Origin of the sequence: Streptomyces sp. NPDC091682, from assembly GCF_044756625.1 — a bacterium.
Classification (GTDB): Bacteria; Actinomycetota; Actinomycetes; order Streptomycetales; family Streptomycetaceae; genus Streptomyces.
Map to the genome: position 1 here is coordinate 186,050 of NZ_JBIVTH010000014.1, position 19,339 is coordinate 205,388.

Genomic DNA, 19,339 nt, shown 5'->3' on the forward strand with positions numbered 1-19,339 from the left:
CTAGCCGGAGGTACCGGCAATGGCGCCGAGGCGCGGGGGGACGTCAGCCGAGGTTCGGGATCCGCCAGTCGATCGGCTCATGCCCCTGGGCGGCAATGGCCTCGTTGATCTGCGTGAAGGGCCGGGATCCGAAGAACTTCTTGGCGGACAGCGGGGAGGGGTGGGCACCCTTGACGACCACGTGCCGCTCCTCGTCGATCAGCGGGAGCTTCTTCTGGGCGTAGGCGCCCCACAGGACGAAGACGGCCGGGTCGGGCCGCTCGGACACCGCGCGGATCACGGCGTCGGTGAACTTCTCCCAGCCCTTGCCCTTGTGCGAATTGGGCTCGGCCTCCCGGACCGTGAGCACCGCGTTGAGCAGCAGGACGCCCTGCTCGGCCCACGGCATCAGGTACCCGTTGTCCGGGATCGGCAGGTCGAGCTCCTCCTTCATCTCCTTGTAGATGTTGCGCAGCGAGGGCGGGGTCTTGACCCCGGGCTGCACGGAGAAGCACAGGCCGTGGCCCTGGCCGGCGCCGTGGTACGGGTCCTGGCCGAGGACGAGGACCTTCACCCGGTCGAAGGGGGTGGCGTCCAGGGCCGCGAACACCTGCTCGCGGGGCGGGTAGACCGGCCCGTTCGCCCGTTCCTTCTCGACGAACTCGGTGAGCTCTTTGAAGTAGGGCTGGTCCAGCTCCCCGCCGAGGACGGGGAGCCAGGACTCGGGCAGCATCTGGGTCACGGCGACAACCTCCGGTACAAGTTCGTGCAACTGCTCGTGCAACTGCTCCAGAACCTACCGGGGCCCACTGACAATGCGTCGGCCGCCCGGGGCGGCCGACGCATTGCTGCCGGTGCTACCAGCTGGTCTTGCGGTAGAACTCCCACATCTGCATGACGGTCTGCGGGTCCAGTGCCCGCTCGGAGCCCGCGATGTCCTCGCGCGCCGCGACGTAGAGCTTGCCCTGCCACAGGGGCAGCAGGCGGACGTCGTCGGCGAAGATCTTCTGGGCCTGCTCGAACTCCTGGACACCGGCCGAGCGGTCACCCTCGCGGCGGGACTTGGGCAGCAGGTCGTTCACGATCTCGGCGGGCTCGTACGGGGTGCCGACCGCGTTCTCCTTGCCGACGAACGGCGCGATGAAGTTGTCCGGGTCCGGGAAGTCGGGGAACCAGCCGCGGCCGAAGATCGGGTACTCACCGCTCTTGTAGCCGGTCTGGAAGGTCTTCCAGGGCTGGCTGCGCAGGGTGATCCGGAACAGCTGGCTCTCGTCCAGCTGCCGCTTGAGCTCGGTGAACTCGTCGGCGGTCGAGGAACCGTAGCGGTCGGTGGTGTACCAGAAGGTCAGATCGACCGGCGTGGCGATCCCGGCGTCCCTGAGGATCTTCCTGGCCTTGGCGACGTCCGCGGCGCCGTACTTGTCGTAGAAGGGCGTCTTGTGGCCGACGACCCCCTTCGGAACCATCGAGTACAGCGGCTCTGCGGTGCCCTGGTAGACCTTGGAGACGAGCGCACCGCGGTCGACGATCTGGGCGATGGCCTGGCGGATCGGGAGCTTGGCGACCTGGGGGTCCTTGGGGTTGAAGACCAGGTAGCGGATCTCGGCGCCGACGTTCTCGACGACCTGGACGCCCAGGGCGTGCGACGCGGGGGTCTGGAGGTCGGTGATCTCCGGGGCCGACAGGCCTCGGTAGGTGGCGTCGATCTCCTTCGCCTTCAGCGCCGCGATCATCTTCGGCGAGTCCGCGAAGTAGCGGATGGTCACCGCCTTGTTCTTGCGGTTGGCGAAGCCGGTGTAACTCGTGTTGCCGGTGAGCACCGCCTCGGCGCCGTCCTTGTACGAGTCGAGCACGTACGGACCGGAGCCGGTGATCTTGTCGCCCTCGCGGATCTTGTCGGCCGGGTAGTCCTTGGGCGCGACGAGCGAGGCGGCGGGCGAACCGAGGACGTACGGGAAGGTGGCGTCCGAGGTGTTCAGGTGGAAGACGACCGTCAGCGGGTCCGGCGTCTCGATCTTGTCGAGGGTGCCGAAGAGACCCTTGGGGCCGACGTTGGAGCCGATGGTCTTGATCCGGTCGAGGGAGTACTTGACCGCATTGGCGTCGAGCGGCTCGCCGTTGGAGAACTTCAGGCCCTTGCGCAGGGTGCACCGGTAGGCCTGGCTCGCCGCGTCCGTGAACTCGCAGCTCTGGGCCGCGTCGGGCTGGGGCTTGCTGGAGCCCGTCGGGAACGCCAGCAGGGTCTGGTAGACGTTCCGGTACAGCTCCCAGGAGCCGTCCCACGCGGCCGCGGGATCGAGGGTGCTCGGGGTGCTCGTGGTACCGACGACGATCCTCTTCATCTCGTCGCCGTCGTCCTCCGACAGCAGGCCGCAACCGGCGAGCAGGGATATGGACGCAAGGGCCGCAGTGATCTGCAGGCATCTGGTCCGGTTGAACACGTGCACGCTCCTCGATCAGCCAGGGGTGCGGCAGACCCTACCGCAGTGCCCCACGAATCCAATGGGGTGGTTTCGTGAGGCACTTGACCGGTTCCGTACATATTCGATACGCATTTACCTCTCTTTCGGAGGCAAATACGTCCGATTATCGGTCAGTGGACCCCGGCATTGAGGAACATCCCACCGTCGACGACGAGAGTTTGCCCGGTGATCCATTCCGCTTGTGCAGATGTCAGGAACGCCGCCGCCCCGCCGATGTCCTCCGGGACCCCGAGCCGGCCGAGCGGATAGGCAGCCGCGGCCTCCTGCTCCCGACCCTCGTAGAGCGCCTGCGCGAACTTCGTCTTGACCACCGCGGGGGCGATCGCGTTCACCCGGACCCCGGGCGCCATCTCGTGCGCGAGCTGGAGCGTGAGGTTGATCATGGCGGCCTTGCTCATCCCGTACGAGCCGATGAAGGGCGAGGCGGAGACCCCGGCGATGGACGCGATGTTCACGATCGCGCCGCCGTTGTCCTTCTGCCAGGCGTGCCAGGTCCGCTGGGCGAAGCCCAGCGCCGAGATCACATTGGTCTCGAAGACCTTCCGCGCGACCCCGAGGTCCAGGTCCGCGATCGGCCCGAAGACGGGATTGGTGCCCGCATTGTTCACCAGGAAGTCGACGCGCCCGAAGGCGTCCATCGCGCGCTCGACGGCGACGGCCTGGTGGGCCTCGTCGTGCGCCTTGCCCGCGACGCCGATCACCCGGTCCGCACCGAGCCGCTCGACGGCCTCCTTGAGGGCCTCCTCGTTGCGGCCGGTGATGCAGAGCCGGTCGCCGCGGGCGACCAGTGCCTCGGCGATGCCGTAGCCGATGCCCCGGCTCGCCCCGGTGATCAGCGCGACCTTGCCGCTGTCGATACCGCTGTACGTCATGTCTGCGCCCTGTCTCTCGTGGAACCGTCAGCTGAGCGGGCCGCCGGCCACGTACATGACCTGGCCGGAGACGAAGCCCGCGGCCTCCCCAGTGAAGAAGGCGATGGCGTTGGCGATGTCGTCCGGACGACCGACGCGCTGGACCGGGATCTGGGTGGCGGCGGCCGCCTGGAAGTCCTCGAACCCCATCCCGACGCGGGCGGCCGTCTGGGCGGTCATCTCGGTGACGATGAAGCCGGGGGCGACGGCGTTGGCGGTGACGCCGAACTTGCCGAGCTCGATGGCCAGGGTCTTGGTGAAGCCCTGCAGGCCGGCCTTGGCGGCGGAGTAGTTGACCTGGCCGCGGTTGCCGAGCGCCGAGCTGCTGGAGAGGTTCACGATGCGGCCGAACTTGGCCTCCACCATGTGCTTCTGACAGGCCTTGGACATCAGGAAGGCACCGCGCAGGTGCACGTTCATGACCGTGTCCCAGTCGGTCTCGGTCATCTTGAACAGCAGGTTGTCGCGCAGCACGCCCGCGTTGTTGACCAGGATGGTCGGGGCGCCGAGCTCGCTCGCGACGCGCGCGACGGCCGCCTCCACCTGCGCGCCGTCGGAAACGTCGCAGCCGACCGCGAGGGCCTTGCCGCCGGCCGCCTTGATGGCCTCCACGGTGTCCTTGCAGGCCGCCTCGTCGAGGTCGAGTACGGCAACGGCCCGGCCCTCGGCCGCCAGGCGTACGGCGGTGGCCGCGCCGATGCCCCGGGCCGCCCCGGTCACGATCGCGACGCGCTGCTCGGTGGTGGACATGCTGGATCTCCTCGCCCTTGAGAGACGGTCACCCAGAAATGAGCAACCGCTTAGTAGCTTCAGCTGAGGAGACGCTAGGAGCCCCGGCACCCGGTGTCAACGCCACCCGGTCCGGCCGCGTCGACGGTCCGGGCACGGTGCTCCGGAAAAGGACCCCGAAGCACCGCCGCGACCCTCAGCGGACCAGCAGGTCCAACAGCCGCTCCACCTCTGCCCCCGGATCGGCCGTCAGGCCGGTGTGCACCGGACCCGGCTGCACCACGGTGCTCCGCGGGGCGATGAGCCAGCGGAACCGCCGCCCAGCGTCGTCGCCCGCCGCCTGCCCCGCCTCGGCCCCGCCGCTGCACACGCCCTCTACCCCGCGCAGGGCCGCCCGTACCCCGGCCACATCGGCCCCGGGGTCCAGCGCGAGGAGCTTCGCCTCGTCGAGGTGGGTGCGGGCGGCCACGTACGTGTGCGCCCGGCAGTAGACGATCACGCCCGCGTTGAAGCACTCGCCCCGTTCCATCCGGGGCACCACGCGCACCAGCGCGTACTCGAACACGTCCCGCTTGGTCACTTGCTGCCGCTCTTCTTCTGGTGGGTCTTGTGGGGCCATTCCGGCAGGTGGTCGGTGAGCCAGCCGGGAGGTCCGGCAGGCGTCTTCACCTCGGCCTCCAGCGAGATCCTCTCGTGGATCGTGGCCGCGCGCGGAAGCAACGCCTCCACATAGGCGCGGCGCAGCGCATCGGTGGAGTCGAAGCCCGGCTCGTCGACCAGCCACTCGTCGGGAACGTCGGCCGCGACCTCCGTGAGCAGCTCCTCGGTCACCAGCGGCGCCAGCGCGGCGGCCGCGGCGGCGACGTCCGGGCCCACGGGGGCCAGTACGTGATCGGAGGCGTTGTAGAGCTTGGCGGCCGCGGCCGCGGCGGTGGGCCAGTTGTGGTGCCAGATCATGGTCGCGCCGTGGTCGATGAGCCAGAGGTCCCCGTGCCAGACCAGCATGTTCGGGTTGCGCCAGGAGCGGTCGACGTTGTTGATGAGGGCGTCGAACCAAACCACGCGCCCCGCCTCGACCGGGTCGACCTGGTACGCGAGCGGGTCGAAGCCGATCGATCCGGGCAGGTAGTCCATGCCGAGGTTGAGCCCGCCACTGGCCTTGAGCAGCTCCTGGACCTCCTGATCGGGCTCGCCGAGCCCGATCACGGGGTCGAGCTGCATCTGCACCAGCCGTGGGACCCTGAGGCCCAGCCGCTGGGCCAGGCGGCCGCAGATGACCTCGGCGACCAGGGTCTTGCGACCCTGGCCGGCTCCGGTGAACTTCATGACGTACGTGCCGAAATCGTCGGCCTCGACGATCCCGGGGAGCGAGCCACCCTCACGCAGGGGTGTGACATAGCGGGTCGCTACGACCTCTTGCAACACTTTCGCAGGCCATCCATCTCTTCAACCTTGCAATCCACGGACAACTCATCCGGAGTGTGGAGGCGCAGTTCACCGGTCAACCGCGCTGGGGAGAATCTGGGGAGCTTCGGCCGGCGGGCCATTCATCCCCGCTCCCCCAAACAGACCATCGATGGCGCCACGCCCCTTGCTGCCAGCTTCCGGCATGAAGTAAGCATAGTAACCGAGAGTGATCGCCGGCGAGGAGCGCCCGAGCCGCTTAGCCGCTCACGCCGCCGCATAGCTTGCACGGAACAGGTCATGGGCACGCTCCAAGTCCCGTTCGGTACGCAGCCGCACCTCCAGGTCGCCCGTTCCGTGATGCCTCAGGCCCGCAACGTTCCTGGTGAAGTCAGGCACGAGGTCAACCTCGGCCGGGTCGAGCGAGAGACACACGTGGACTTTCGTCCGCTGCGGCGGGCAGAGACTCGCAAAAGTTCTGCAGCCGGCGGTACGCGCTGTACTGCTTACGCTGGACCTTCGTGATTCCGTCGCCGAGACCGAGCAGGATCTCGTCCGCCGCTTTCGCCAGGGGAGTCCCGTTCGCGTCGAGTCCCAGCGAATCGATTCGGCCGGCATGAACCGGGCCCGTGTCGTACTCGGACGCCAGGAACCGGACCCCCAACAGCGCCTCCATGTTCGCCTCGACAAGACGCTGCACGTCCGCCTCAGCCTCTGCAAGCGTCGGCGCGAGCTCACGCGCATCCCCGTGCGCCGTCACCTCCCCTCCCCTGCAGACGCACCCGACGTAAAGCACTGCGCACATATTTCCCCGCGGCTGCGATCACCAGTCGCGCCCAAACACCGTCGGCCGCGGTACAGCGGAGGCAGAACTCCAAGGGGGACCCACAGCGAAAAGCCGCCCTCCAGCCGAACGTCATTCCGGTTGGAGGGGCGGCTCTCCGCTGCCCCCGGGTCAGGCGCCTTCTTGGAGCGCACGACCCTTCCCATGCGGGAGGCGAACGAAATCCCGGCGCGCCGGAGCTCATAGGGCCTTTTGGCGAAAAGCTCCTGGCGCAATGCCGAAGCGATCGATGTGGTTTCGCAGTGTGTGCACGAACGCCGGCGGTATCGGCACGGGACGCGTGACCTTGACGGCTCGCCGCTTCAAGGAGTGCACTTCGTGGACCGAGCCATCGTCCGTCCACTCCTTGCCGGCTGCGACGACACCTCCGCTCAGGTTGAGCATGCCCCAGCCGCTCTTACTGTAGTGAGACGGAAGCAACAGAGCCCCCGGGCTGTCGGTGGTGTGCAACGCAATCGTCACCGCCGACATCCAGGGACTCTGTCACGCCACTACCCCAGTGGATCAGGTCTCACAGCCCCTCAGGGAAGGGATGGAACCTGTCACTGTGACCTGGCCTTACACCCGACGCCAAGTCAGGAACTCGTGCCGATCCCCCGCTGAAAGCCGTTCGCTGAACGGGTTCACCTTGCCAGTCAGGACCGCCACGCAGAACGACGCCATTCCGCCATCGAACACGGTCCAGCGGTTCATCCCGTACGGCGTCTGCCTCCGAAAGATGGCCACGCGCCAGTCGTCGGGAGCGCCCTCGCACAGCCAGAATGCCACATCGCTGCTCGCCGAGTCCGCGAAGGGCAGCAGTGACGGCAGCTCACTTCCTGGCAAGAGCGCAATGAGATGTTCACGGTCCGGGGGCGAGAGGACGGAATCTCTTCTGTCCAGGAGGTCTCCGTACGCCGACCCGGGGACGGGCGGCGTACTGATGGACAGGTACTCGTCGATCTCTCCACCTCCGTACGACTCGACGAACTCGCGGTAATCGACAGGAAACGTCAGACCTGCCGTCCGCTCAATTTCCTGCCAGTCGATCGAGTCGCCGCCGGAGACGGGCGGCGGGAGAACTTCACGCAGGCGCGCGACAGCGCGGTGAGGCATATCAGTTTTCCTTCGCGTGGTAGTGGAAGGCCATCTCATGGCTGCCCCGGGAGGGGCACGTCTCCACCGGTTCGGCTGTCGATCGCGGTGCCCAGATTCTTCCAACCCCGGCCAGCGGTGTAAATCAGGTTGGATACTGCTGTGGCATCAGAGCCCACGTAGCGTCCCTTGCTGTCCCATGCCGTGTAGGACATGCGGAATTCGTAGGGCACAGTTCGGCCGTCTTTGTAGACCGGTGTCACCTTGTACCGCACAACATGCTTTGAATCAATGAGGGACCGGACTGTGTCCTCGAAGTTCAGCATGCTGTCCATGGGAGGAATCGGCGACTGGGGCTTGCCTACGTAGGAGTTCGCGTCAGTTCCACAGGTCGCAAGGTTGGCCAGGTCGGTCCCCGATCCGCTCAGCTGGGCGCCGAGGAGATGGCAGGCGTTGACGTCGCGGGGCCGACCTCCCAGATATCCGACGTAGGACCGGGCCCAGTCATACCCAGGTGGCTTGATTCCGGCACGAGTCTCGGGGGGGGTGCCGGGGTTGGCGGTTACATAGGAGAGGTCGAGGCATGCCTCCACCCCGGTGGCTCGATTCCCGTTCTTGCTGTCGACAGGACTGGGATCGACCCAACCCTTGCCTCCACGCCTGCAGTCCTGCGCCCCGTCGTCACTGCCGCCTGACCCCGGATCCGCGCCAGGAGCGTCCTGGGTGTCCAGGACCTGGTCCGGGTTGAGTACCGTGTCGGCGCCGCCCGCCAGCATGGCGAGGAGGTTGGCTCCGCTGACGGCCATGTCGACGGCCTTGGTGGCGGTCCAGACGGCCGTGGTCGGGTTCCAGTCCGGCTTGGGGATGTGCTTAGGAGCCGGCGGCGGGTTCTTGCCGGCGTAGGGGTTCTGCGGTGGGGCCGGCGGCCTCGGAGGTGCCGTCGGGCGCTTGGGACGGGTCAGCGTGGCCGTGTTACCGCGGCTTCGCCCGCCGCCCGAATAGTTGTGGCCGCCGCCCGAATAGTTACTGCCGGAGTTGCCGCGACTGGGTGCGGGAGACGACGTGGATCCACCGCCGCCCTTGCACTTGGCCTGCCAGGGAATGAGCATGCAGTCAGTACGACGCTGCTGGGGCTGTGGGTCCGGCTTGACCGGGCAGTTCGTCACGCCGGGGCAGAGGTCCCTTTCTCCGATGCTGTTCTCCTCCGCGATGAAGGCCTCCCAGAAGGTGCACGCGGCCGGGCCGGCAGCCCGCTTCAGCCACCACATCTTGCTATTCACGCGACGCGGGTCGAAGCAGTCCCAGACCAGGTGGCCCGTCGGGTCGATCCCGTTCATCGGGCTGGCGTTGGCGTAGGTGTAGCGGTTGGCCTGGACGGACGGGTTCGGGTCGAGCTGCCAGGTGTCGCGGCTGGTGAAGCCGCCGGTGCCGGGCTGGTACCAGCGGGCGGCCATGTTGACCTCGCCGGTGGACGAGTCCGTCCAGCCGGACTGGTAGCCGACCGACGGGTTGGCGCCGCTGCTCGCGGTGACCTTGCCGGAGGCGTCGTAGGCGCGGGAGGAGCTGACCGTGGTGCCGTCCGGGGACAGGCTGGCGACCAGGTCCGTGTGGCCGTCGGTGACGGCCAGCCGGGCCGAGTCCGGGGTCCCGGTGGCGGCGCTGGCGAGCAGCGTGCCGCCGGGGGTGCGGCTGTAGGTGGACGTGCCGTCGCTCACCAGGTTGTTGGAGCCGCCGTCGTAGCCGAAGGCGGTGCCGTTGTGGGTCATGACGCGGTCGAGCGAGTCGTAGGTGAAGGTGCTGGTGCCGTTGGTGACGGTGCGTTCGAAGGCGTCGGACTTGATCGTGCGGGTGGTGCCGCCGTCGGTGACCCCCTGGACGTTTCCGCGTGCGGAGTAGTCGAAGGTCTGGGTGCCCCAGACCGTGACCCGGTTGCGGGAGTCGTAGGTGCCGGTGATGTCTCCCTTCTTGGTGAGGTTTCCGGCCTTGTCCCACTCGTAGCCGGTGGTGGTGCCCCCGCTGGTTTCGGAGGTCATGCGTCCGGCGAGGTCGTAGGCGTACGTCTTGGCGCCCGCCCCGGCCGTGCCCGAGGTGGTCTTCTTGACCATCCGGTTGTCGAGGTCGTACTCGTAGGCCGTGCCCTGGACCTGGGCGCCTCCACTGGTCTTCTTGACGCTGTCGTCCGCGAGACGGCCGAGGGAGTCGTAGGTGTACGAGCGCTTCGAGCCGACCGCCCAGGTGCCGCCGGCGCCGGGGCGGGCGTACTCGTCGCGGGTCGGGCGTCCGGCCGCGTCGTAGTCGCTGCGCACCTGGGTGCCGGTGAGCGGGTCGGTCGTGGTGTCGAGGCGACCGGCCGTGTCGTAGGTGAAGGCCGTCGCGCCCGCCGCGTCGGTGCGGGAGGTCATCTTGCCGTCCGCGTCGTACGCGAAGGACGAGGTGCCGCCCGGACCGTCCGTGGACAGGAGCTGGCCGCGGTCGTTGTAGGTGTACGTGTTGCCCGCGAGGACGCCGTCACCACCGACGCCGGTCAGGCGCCCGGCGAGGTCGTACGACAGGCTGCGGGGCCGGGTGGCCACGGCGGTGCCGGAGCCGGTCTCACCGATGAGCCGGTCCAGGGCGTCGTACGTCTTCTGACGCTTGACGCTGCCGGGAAGCAGCTCGGTGGTGACCCGGGCTGCCGCATCGTAGACATTGGTCCAGGTGCGGCTGGAGAGGGCCGGGTGCTGTGCGGTGCTGGGCTCGATGGTCGATTCCGGCAGGCCCCACGTGTTGAACGTGTAGTAGGTGGCCTTGCCGCGGCCGTCGGTCAGGCGCGTGCGGTGGCCCGCCGCGTCGTAGCCGAAGGTCGTCGTGATCGAGTCCGCGGCCGTGGCCGTGACCGGTTCGACCTGCTTGGTGAGCTGGCCCAGCGCGTTGTACGTGTACGTGGTACGCGCGCCGCCGGGCGAGACCGACGCGGTGACGTTGCCGTCGGCGTCGTACTCGGTAGTGGTCGTCCGCAGGGCGGTCGTGCCCGTGCCGTAGTCCGTCACGGACACCGGCTGACCCGCGAGGTCGTACGCGGTGACCGTCTTGCGGCCGGTCGCGTCCTTGCTCTCTGTCTGGCGGCCGAGGCCGTCGTAGACGGCGCTGCTGACGCCGCCGGCCGGGTCGGTGACCGTCAGGGTCTGGCCGGCCTTGTCGTGGGTCGCGCTGGTGACCCGCCCGGCGGGCGTGGTCGAGGAGACCTGGTTGCCGGCGTCGTCCCAGGTGAAGCGGGAGACGAGGTTCTGCAGGGTGGGCCTGCGCTCGATGGTGGTGGCGGTGAGCTTGCGGCCCAGTTCGTCGTAGGTGGACTCGGTGCGTGCTCCTGTCTGGTCGGTCGCGGAGAGCGGCAGACCGGTCGGGGTCCAGGTGTAGGTGGAGATTCCGCCGCCGGACAGGGCGGTGGAGGTGCCGTTGAAGTTCGCGGTGCCCGGGGCCCGGAGGCCCTGCGCACCGGCGATCGCCGGGTCGGTCTTGCTGACCAGCTGGCTCAGCTGGTCGTACCCGTAGTACGTGACGCGGGCCAGCGGGTCGGTCGTGGAGGCCGTGTTGCCGACCTTGTCGTACGTCGTGCGCGAGACGGCCGTGATGGCCGCGGTCGCGCCCGGCGGGGTGTAGTCGGGCAGCGTGAGCGCGACGGTGCGGCCCAGCTTGTCGGTCTCGGTCTTCGTCACCAGGCCGCGCGGGTCACGCGACTCGGTGGCCTCGCCGAAGGTGTTGTAGCCGACGAGGGACTTGGGGGTGACGGCCGTAGCCGCACCGCCGTTCTCCTCGGCCTGCACCTGCGGCGCGGTCTGCTCGACCAGGCGGCCCAGCTCGTCGAACCGGCCCGTGCTGGTGATGCCGCGCGGGCTGGTCTGCGTGAGCGGGAGGCCCCGCTGGTCGAACGTGGCCGAGGAGACCCGGGTGGTGGTGCCGTCGGTGACGGTCTGCTTCGTCGGGTTGCCCGCCGCGTCGTACTCGGTGGTCGAGGTGATCTTCTTGCCGGTGCCGTCGACGGACTGGGTCGACTCGGTGATCCGGTCCTCCGCGTCGTACGCGAAGGTGGCGACCCGGTTCAGGCCGTTCGGGTCGAACACCGAGCGGGTGGTGCGGCCCAGGGCGTCGAGCGTGTTCACGGTGGTGGCCCCACCGTTCGCGATGGCCGACACCGGGTTGCCCGCGCCGTCGTACACCGTGGACCCGAGGACGATGTCCTTCTTCGAGCCGTCGGACTGGGTGACCTGCTTCGCCGTCGTCGTGGCCTTCAGGCCGTCGTCGTAGTAGGTGAAGGCGGTCGTGGCGCCCATGGCGTCGGTGGTCGAGGCCAGGCGGCCCGCCGGGTCGTACGCCTTGGATCCCAGAACCAGGTCGCGGGTCTGGCCTGAGGGGTCGCCGGTCCAGTTCTTCAGGACGGTCTCGGCGATCTGGCCGCGCTTGGTGTACGAGGTCGTCACGACGTTGCCTGCGGGGTCCGTCGTACTGATCACCCGGCCCAAGGCGTCGTGCGCGTACGTCGACTCGTTTCCGATTGCGTCCGTCACGCTGTCGTTGAGGCCGCGCGCGTTGTAGCGGTAGGTAGTGGTGCGGGTGGCGTCGCCGCCGGTGGTGTCCTCCGTGGATTCGGTGAGCAGGTGGCCGTCCGCGTCGTACGTGCGGCTGATCCTGGCGGTGTGGGTGACGCCGGTGATCTCGTTCTTGACGCCCGGACCGGTCTCCGCGATGACGCGGGACATGGTGTTGTAGGCGTACGAGGTGGTGACACCGTCCGGGGTGGCGTCGGAGACCTGCGTCTCGGTCAGCTTCCGGCCGATGCCGTCGTAGGTGTATGTCGTGACCGCGCCGGAGGGCGCCGTCGACTTGGCCAGGTCACCACTCGCGAAGTACGCGTAGGAGGCCGTGACGCCGCCGGTGCTCTTCTTCCTGGCGACCAGGCCGGCAGGGGTCGCTCCGCCGCCGACCGCGGGCTCGGCGCCCGTGGTGTAGGTGGTCGTCGCGGTACGGCCGTCGACCGAGGTGACCGTGTCGGTCAGGCCGAGGTCCGTGTAGGAGGTCGTCGTCCGGTAGCGGGTGTCCGCCGGGCCGGAGGAGCGGCCGTCGAGGATCGCGATCTGCTTGCCGTTGCGCAGGTCCAGCTTGTCCGCGGGGTTGTTGTAGTACTCGGCGAATGAGGTCCAGCAGGAGTCGGCGTCCCGGCAGGTCGTGGTCGAGACGGTGTTGCCGCGCTCGTCGTGACCGGTGATGGTCGCGTGCCCGTTGGGGTCGGTGACCGTATGCAGGAAGCCACCGCTGTCGTACGCGTACGTCGTGACACCGCCGTCCGCGTCCGTCGAGGCGACCCGGCGCTGGCCCCGGACCGCGTCGAAGGTGCTGTTGGTCTTCTCTCCCGTCGGGTTGGTGACCGTCACCGTCGAGGTGAGCGAGGAACCGGACGCGGAGGTACGGGCCTCGTACTGGGCTGCAACATCGCCGGCGGAGAGGCTGTGGCGGTAGACCGAGGCCTCGTCGAGCGCGCCGGTGAAGTAGCTGACGTTGGCCGGGGCGGAGGGCCAGTTCCTGGCGAAGCCGGCGCCGATGTAGGTGCGGGTGTTCGTCTCGTGGCTGACGGGCGCGCCCGTCTTCGTCGCGACCTGGGTGCCGTCCAGGTACAGGGTCTGCACCCCGGCCTTGGCGGTGATGGCCGCGTGGTGCCACTGATTGTCGGTCACGGTGCCCGGTGAGGCATTCGAGGGCTGTACCCCGGGGGAGGAGAAGTACTCCCCGTGCAGCTTGCCGTCGGCACCGACGTACAGGACCGGGACCCAGTTGCCGGAGGCATCGGTGGCTCCGGCCATGGGAGCCGACTGGTTGGCGAGCATGACGCCGGGCTTGTCGGTGCGGAACCAAAGGCTGGCGGAGACGTCAGTGGTGCCGATGCCGACGCCCGGGACCTCCGCGTGACCGTCGCCGTTGAACTGCACCGCGGAGCCGTCGCCGGGACCGAAGGCGCCGGTGACGCCCAGGGCGGCCCTGGTGTAGGTGCCGTTGGCACCGGCTGCGGCGACCTTGTTGACGACGGTCGTGCCACCGGCCTCGTTCAGCTGCCAGTAGCCAGCCGGAGCGTCCGCCATCACGACGCCCTCGTACTGGTCCCCGTTGCCGGACACCAGGCGGTTGCGGGCCTTGAAGTGGTCCGCGACGGCCTGCGCGTCCAGTTCCTTTGTGTAGAAGGCGGCCTCGTCGAGCTGGCCGTTGAAGTACCGGGTGCCACGCGCCTGCCCGTCCCACGCCTCGCTGGAATAGCCGGCGCCCAGGTAGGCGTGGACCAGGGTCTGCGGCTTGACCACACCGGACCTGGAGCCGACCTTGACGCCGTCTAGGTAGAGCGACTGCCCGGCGGAACCGCCGCTGATCACGACATGGTGCCACTTGTTGTCGGTGACCTTGTTGCCACCCATGACAGGCCAGGGATCGGTGGCATCCCACAGGTGACCGCGCAACTTGCCCTCGCCGTCGACGAGGAGACTCGCGTTCCACATCGCCGGATTGCTGCCCAGCTCGGTGTCCTGGAGGCCGAGGAGCACGCCGTTGGGCTTGTCCGTCCGGAACCACAGCTCCACGGAGAGCGAAGTGGCTTCGCTGATCGACTCGGACGGGACGGAGACGACGCCCTTGGCCCCGTCGAGGGTGACCGCGCCGTCGTCGCCGTCGAGGAACGCCCCGACGCCGCCGAGCGCGACACCGTCGCGGTAGGAGCCGTTGCCGCCGCCGGACATCTCATCCGCCGCCGAGGCGCCGCCGCTGTCACCGAGACGCCAGTAGTTGACCGGGCCCGATGCCCGGACGGCGTCGCTGTAGGCCTGAGAGCCAGCCGCGTAGCGGGGCTCGGAGATCTGCCACAGGCCGCCGCTCTCGTCGGTGACCTTCGTCGCGCGACCGGTGTCGCCGTCGTACTCGACCAGTGCGCTCACCCGGCCCGACGGCAGGGTGGACCTGGTCAGCTTCGACGATCCCGCACGGGCTTCGAAACGGGCCTTGACCACCCCGGCGTCGAGGGCACGGTGGTAGACCGCGACCTCGTCCATGGAACCGGTGAAGCGGCGTACCCCCGCAGGGCCGCCGTCCCAGCTCGGGTTGGAGTAGCCGGCACCCAGGTAGGTGAAGGTCTTGCCGAAGTGGTCGACCACACCGGGGATGGCACCCAGGCGCGCACCGTCGAGGTAGAGGACCTGCTCGGTGCCCGTGGCGGTCAGGACGGCGTGGTGCCACGCGTTGTCGGTGACCGTGGCGGGCGAGGTGACAGGGGTGGTCTCCACGCCCTTGAGCTCGAAACCGCCGTGCAGCTTGCCCGCCTGGTTGATGCCCAGGACCGGGTTCCACCGGACCGGCTGGCCTTCCGACAGCTGCTTGTCCTGGAAGCCGACGAGCGTCCCCGGCTTGTCCGTCTTGAACCACAGCTCGACCGAGAGGACGGTCGAGGCGGACAGGGAGGTGCCCGGCAGCTCCACGACGGAGTTGGTGCCGTTGAACGAAGCCGCCTTGTTGCCGGTCGCGCCCAGCACGCCCGCGGACCCGAGGGTGACGTCGCGGTAGTGGCCGGCGTTCATGCCCGTGCGGGAGACCGCCTCGCTGGCCGCGGATTCGCCCTCGGCCTCGTTCAGCCGCCAGTACCCGACCGGGCCCGCGTCCTGCACCAGGCCCCGGTAGTACGAGCCCGCCGTGTACTCGTACGTGGAACACGCGGTGGTCGACGTGGGGGGACAGACCTTCACCAAGCGGTCGCCGTCGTACGTGTACGACCAGGTGAGCGCCGGAGTGGTCGGACCTACTGCGTCCGTGGACACCGACGCGACGTGCGCGCCCGACCACGTGAAGGACAGCGCGCGCTTCGACAGCGCGTCCGTGGCCTTCGTCAGCTTCCCGGCCGTGTACGTGAGCAGCTGCTCACGCCCGTGGCCGTCCTTGACCTTGGTCAGGCGGCCCGCGGCGTCGAAGGTATGGACCGTGGCCGCCACGTCGCGCAGCGTCCAGCCCCCGCCCGCGACCTCGGTGAGTACGTCCACGGAACCGGCCGGCGCGCTGTAGGTGCCGTCGGCGTTGCGGCCGAACCGGACCTGGCTGCCGCTGTTGAGGGTGACGACGACGCTGCCGTCGGGCTCGGCGACCGCCCGCATGTCCCAGCGGGTGGCCCAGCCGGCGCCGAAGGCGTTCGCCTGGCGCGGGTCCTGCGAGTTGTACGTCCGGGTGACCGCCAGCTCCGGGCCGGCCGACGGCACCGCGGCGTCGGTGGCGGCGGTGGCGTAGTTACCGGCCCGCTCGCCGAACGTCCGGCCGCTGTCCGCACCGCCGAGGTGGGAGGTGATGACCGGCTGCGGGACCTGCGTGGTCAGGATCGACGGCTCGGTCCGCGCCGACGGGTCCTTGCCGTCGTTCGCGTAGGCGTACCAGGCGTACGTCTTCGCCCACTTCAGCCAGTCCGACGGAACCGTCCAGCTCTCGGACGCCGCATGCGTGTTGCCACGGCAGTTCTTGCGGACGTCCTTGCCCTCGACCTCGCAGACCTCGAACTGGTAGGTCAGCGCACCGGGGGACTTGTCCTGGTCGGTGGCCGTCGCCCACAGCGTCGGGGTGAGGGTGTTGACGACCGTGCCGCTCGGCGGGGCCACAGCGGTCAGGTAGGGGGGTGCGTTGACCGCGTCGAACCGCACCGTCGGGCCGGGGACGCCGTCGTCGACGAAGCTCCGCACCTGATACTCGTCCATGGTCCACTGGAGCGTGTACGTGCCGGGTGCCAGTGGCGCGATCTTGGCGTCGACGGTGGCCGAACCGCCGGGTGCGACGTCGTAGGGCATGGGCGTCCAGCGGATCTTGCTCCAGTAGTCGCCGCCCACCTTGTTGCCGTTGGCGTCGAACAGGTCGTAGCGCAGTGTGAAGTTGCTCGTCTTGCCCCAGGTCTGCTGCCCCTGGTTGGTGACGGTGACCTTGAAACTGCCCTCGGCGGTGGCCGTCGGGGGCTGGACGAAGCCGCCCAGCTCGTACGTGGCCCCGTACTTCGACCAGGTGACGTCGAGGCTGGGCTTGCCACTCGGGTAGTTGTCGGAGCCGAACTTCTTCCAGCTCCTGGAGTCGTCCGTGGCCGCCTTCACGGCCAGGCCGTAGTTGGCCTTGCGGCCGTGCGTCCAGTCGTCGACCAGCTTGCGGCCCGAGTCGCCGAGCGGGATCGACTCCCACGTCGCCGCGCCGCAGGGCCAGCTGCTCGAGCCGTCCGGGCGCCAGGCGTGGGCGAAGGACTTGGAGCCCAGCGCGTCGCCGGTCGCCGGACCGGGGTAGCTGTTGGTGCTGCCCTCGGACCAGTTCGAGGTGATCTCGTGGACCGTCACCGGGCGCGCGGTGCACGAGTACGAGAACGTGTTATACAGGCTCAGGTTCGCGTTGATCACGAACGCGTTCTTGAGGGTGGTGTCCAGACCGTTGAACTTCAGGAACGAGGCCGCCTTGTGGCCGCCCCCGTCGTACGTTCCGACCTTGAGCTCGGTGGAGCTGGAGAAGTTCTGGTTGAACGGCGACTCGACGTACGTGCCGGAGGCCGCCTCCAGGCCGTTCACCGAGGGATCGACCTTCACCGGGAAGACCCGCTCGGGAGCCGACAGCCACTTCCCGTCCAGCTTCACGACCAGGACCTGGCGGGAGCCCTCCCGCACTAGGTCGTAGGTGACGCCAGAAGAGATGACGCCCTCGTCGGAGTTCGGCGCCTTCTTCGAGTCTTCCATCCAGCCGGCCGGCATCCAGCCCTGCCGGCGGCCCGCCGCGTCGTCGAAGACGACTCCGCCATGGTCGTCGAGCTTCGCCGTGAGGCCCTTGAGTGCCAGCGGGAAGCGCCACTCGGTCGGCGCGCTCTTGTCCTTGAGGATCAGCGTCTCCTTGACGGAGTCGCTTCCTGCGACCAGTTCCACGTCGGTCTCGTGACGGACGTCCGGGTACGTGATCACACTGCCGTTCGCGCGGCCTTGCGAACGGGTCGCACCCTCGATCGAGTAGCCGATCGCGGTGGTGTCGTCCATACCGAGCCGTACGAGGGTGGCGGCATCGGCGAATTCGGAGAAGTAGACCTTGTCCTCGGTCGACCGGGCCTGCCAGCCGGGCCCCGGAGCGTCCTCGGCCCGCACGCCCGCGGCCGCCTTCGCCAGCCCGGTATCGATTTCCTTCCACTCGCCCTTGCTGTCACGGAAGTTGACCTGCTCGTTGTAGTAGCGGGTCGTGAAGGTGCCGTCTTTGTTGGCGAACGTACGCTCCTTCTCGGCGCGCTTTCCCGTCACCTCGGAACTGACCTTGGGGTCGAAACCCTTGGGTGCGGCCCGGTGCGGCGACGGGACCGTGTGGTAGGAGGCTGGCACCTGTGTCTCGGGCACCTTGCCCAGCTTCAGCCGAGTGGTGCCGGAGCCCGGCGCGAGTTCGCCGCGCCCCATCAGCGCGCCGGTGCGGCCGCCGGACGCGTCCGCGTCGGTGGCGTCGCCGGAGGCGGCGTGGCCGCGCCCGCGGGCCGACCCCCAGCCCTGTTCGGGTATGTCACCGGCGCCTGGGCCGGATCTGGAAGCAGACCACAGGCCGACGGCCTGCGCTGCCTGCTCCGTGCCCGCAAGCACGGTCATGGTGATCGCCATGGATATGACGAGTGGACGAGTGATACACACCGTTGCGGCCCCCACAGAATTGATCAGTGAGGGCAGTCCTATCCGTGCTCACAGGAAACGCACAAACTCCGCCCGAGAACTGACGAACTGGATCCCAGGCCGGGAGTGCGGCCAAAACGCTCATGTCGTGATGGATTCATCGAACGCACCGCCGACGACGGCCGGACCCGTGACGAAGGTCACCCCGACCCTGCGGGATCGACGGGTTTGCCGTGGCCGTGTGCGTGCCGCCCACGAGCTCACCGGGCTGTTCGTCGAGCTCTCAGGTCAACCGTTCAGGGGCGGCCGCAAGTTGCTCCCATGAAGGAGGCGCGCCCGCAGGGAAAGATGTGGAAATGAAGCCCGGCCGACCGCTTTTCTCTTCACGAACCGCTCGACGGCCGCAAACCGAGGATCTCAGCCGACCTCATCTGACGTTTCCTCAATTTTCCTTTTGCAACTGATAGTTTACTCAGCGTCAGGGTCCCGCCGCTCCCCCGGCGACGTGCGGAACTGTCACCGCTCTCTGCGCGTTTGCACGACGCAGGTCGGCGAAGGACCGCCGCCGGTCCTGGGGGTTCGGCGGTCTCAGGACGTGCCGACGACGAGGAAGTGTGCCGAGGCGTCGCGGAAGACGCCCTGGTCGTCCGCGAGGCGGGTGGCAGCCGTGATCACAACCACCGCGGAGTGAGAGCAGGGAAACCCGCCCGACCCGACTGACGCCCACCCAATGCCACCAAGGCACCCATTCACAGGAAGCCAGGGTCCTCTCCTTCCTGGCCTACAGCTACGCCACCCTCCACCTTGACAAAGGATCTCGACCGGGAGTGCGCATTCCCCGGCCTACTCCTGCTCGACAACCCCACCAACAAGGCATCGCCGCTGACGTGCTCCGAGCCCTCACAGAACTGGCCGCAGCCGCCCGCGCCACAGGAACACAGGTAATCAGCACCCAGACGCAGCAGCCGCCGAGCGACCCGCAGACGATCCGCGAGATCACCATGCCAAGGATCTACGCCACCCCGTAGCCCACCGGCTCTGACAAGGAGAAGGCCCCACCGGCCATCGAGGCGCTGCCCGTCACCGGAGAGCTGTCCTGGCCTTCCTACGCCAGCGGCCTCCAAGCGGGCGCGCTCGGCATCCAGCTGCCGGGTCAGCTCGCCCAGCTGGGCTGCGGAGAGCCCCGAGCCGAGCATCGACCCAGCAAAGCCCTTCCCGGGGGAGCCGCTACCTCTCCGCCTCAACGGCGATAGCACATGCGACTAC

9 protein-coding genes and 1 pseudogene are annotated in these 19,339 nt (G+C 68.6%); all 10 read right to left on the reverse strand.

Annotated elements, in window-relative coordinates; translation table 11 throughout:
- Window positions 1-43: 43 nt before the first annotated feature.
- Window positions 44-712 carry a uracil-DNA glycosylase gene (locus ACIQK6_RS29635; RefSeq protein ID WP_189973646.1) on the reverse strand — a complete coding sequence of 223 codons (669 nt, stop codon included), beginning with the start codon at window positions 710-712 and terminating at the stop codon, window positions 44-46.
- Between the two features lie 124 nt (window positions 713-836).
- On the reverse strand, window positions 837-2,420 hold the full coding sequence (locus ACIQK6_RS29640) for an ABC transporter substrate-binding protein (RefSeq protein WP_329104329.1): 1,584 nt from the start codon (window positions 2,418-2,420) through the stop codon (window positions 837-839).
- 152 nt (window positions 2,421-2,572) lie between these two features.
- Complete coding sequence (locus ACIQK6_RS29645) at window positions 2,573-3,334, reverse strand: SDR family oxidoreductase (protein WP_329104327.1); 762 nt, start codon at window positions 3,332-3,334, stop codon at window positions 2,573-2,575.
- Window positions 3,335-3,361: 27 nt separating this feature from the next.
- Complete coding sequence (gene fabG / locus ACIQK6_RS29650) at window positions 3,362-4,123, reverse strand: 3-oxoacyl-ACP reductase FabG (protein WP_329104326.1); 762 nt, start codon at window positions 4,121-4,123, stop codon at window positions 3,362-3,364.
- A 175-nt stretch (window positions 4,124-4,298) separates the two neighbouring features.
- Complete coding sequence (locus ACIQK6_RS29655) at window positions 4,299-4,682, reverse strand: DUF3037 domain-containing protein (protein ID WP_329104324.1); 384 nt, start codon at window positions 4,680-4,682, stop codon at window positions 4,299-4,301.
- The gene (locus tag ACIQK6_RS29660; RefSeq protein WP_402695749.1) at window positions 4,679-5,527 is read right to left on the reverse strand and encodes a HipA family kinase; all 849 of its coding nucleotides are present in this window, start codon (window positions 5,525-5,527) and stop codon (window positions 4,679-4,681) included. Before ACIQK6_RS29660 ends, ACIQK6_RS29655 begins: the two co-directional genes overlap by 4 nt.
- 246 nt (window positions 5,528-5,773) lie before the next feature.
- A pseudogene (locus ACIQK6_RS29665) lies at window positions 5,774-6,311 on the reverse strand (DUF5655 domain-containing protein).
- Window positions 6,312-6,530: 219 nt separating this feature from the next.
- Complete coding sequence (locus ACIQK6_RS29670; RefSeq protein WP_402695750.1) at window positions 6,531-6,821, reverse strand: hypothetical protein; 291 nt, start codon at window positions 6,819-6,821, stop codon at window positions 6,531-6,533.
- A gap of 87 nt (window positions 6,822-6,908) precedes the next feature.
- Complete coding sequence (locus ACIQK6_RS29675) at window positions 6,909-7,445, reverse strand: SMI1/KNR4 family protein (RefSeq protein ID WP_390426829.1); 537 nt, start codon at window positions 7,443-7,445, stop codon at window positions 6,909-6,911.
- A 35-nt stretch (window positions 7,446-7,480) separates the two neighbouring features.
- Window positions 7,481-18,052 (reverse strand): LamG-like jellyroll fold domain-containing protein, encoded by a 10,572-nt coding sequence (locus ACIQK6_RS29680; RefSeq protein ID WP_402695751.1) that lies wholly within the window; start codon window positions 18,050-18,052, stop codon window positions 7,481-7,483.
- Between the last annotated feature and the right edge of the window lie 1,287 nt (window positions 18,053-19,339).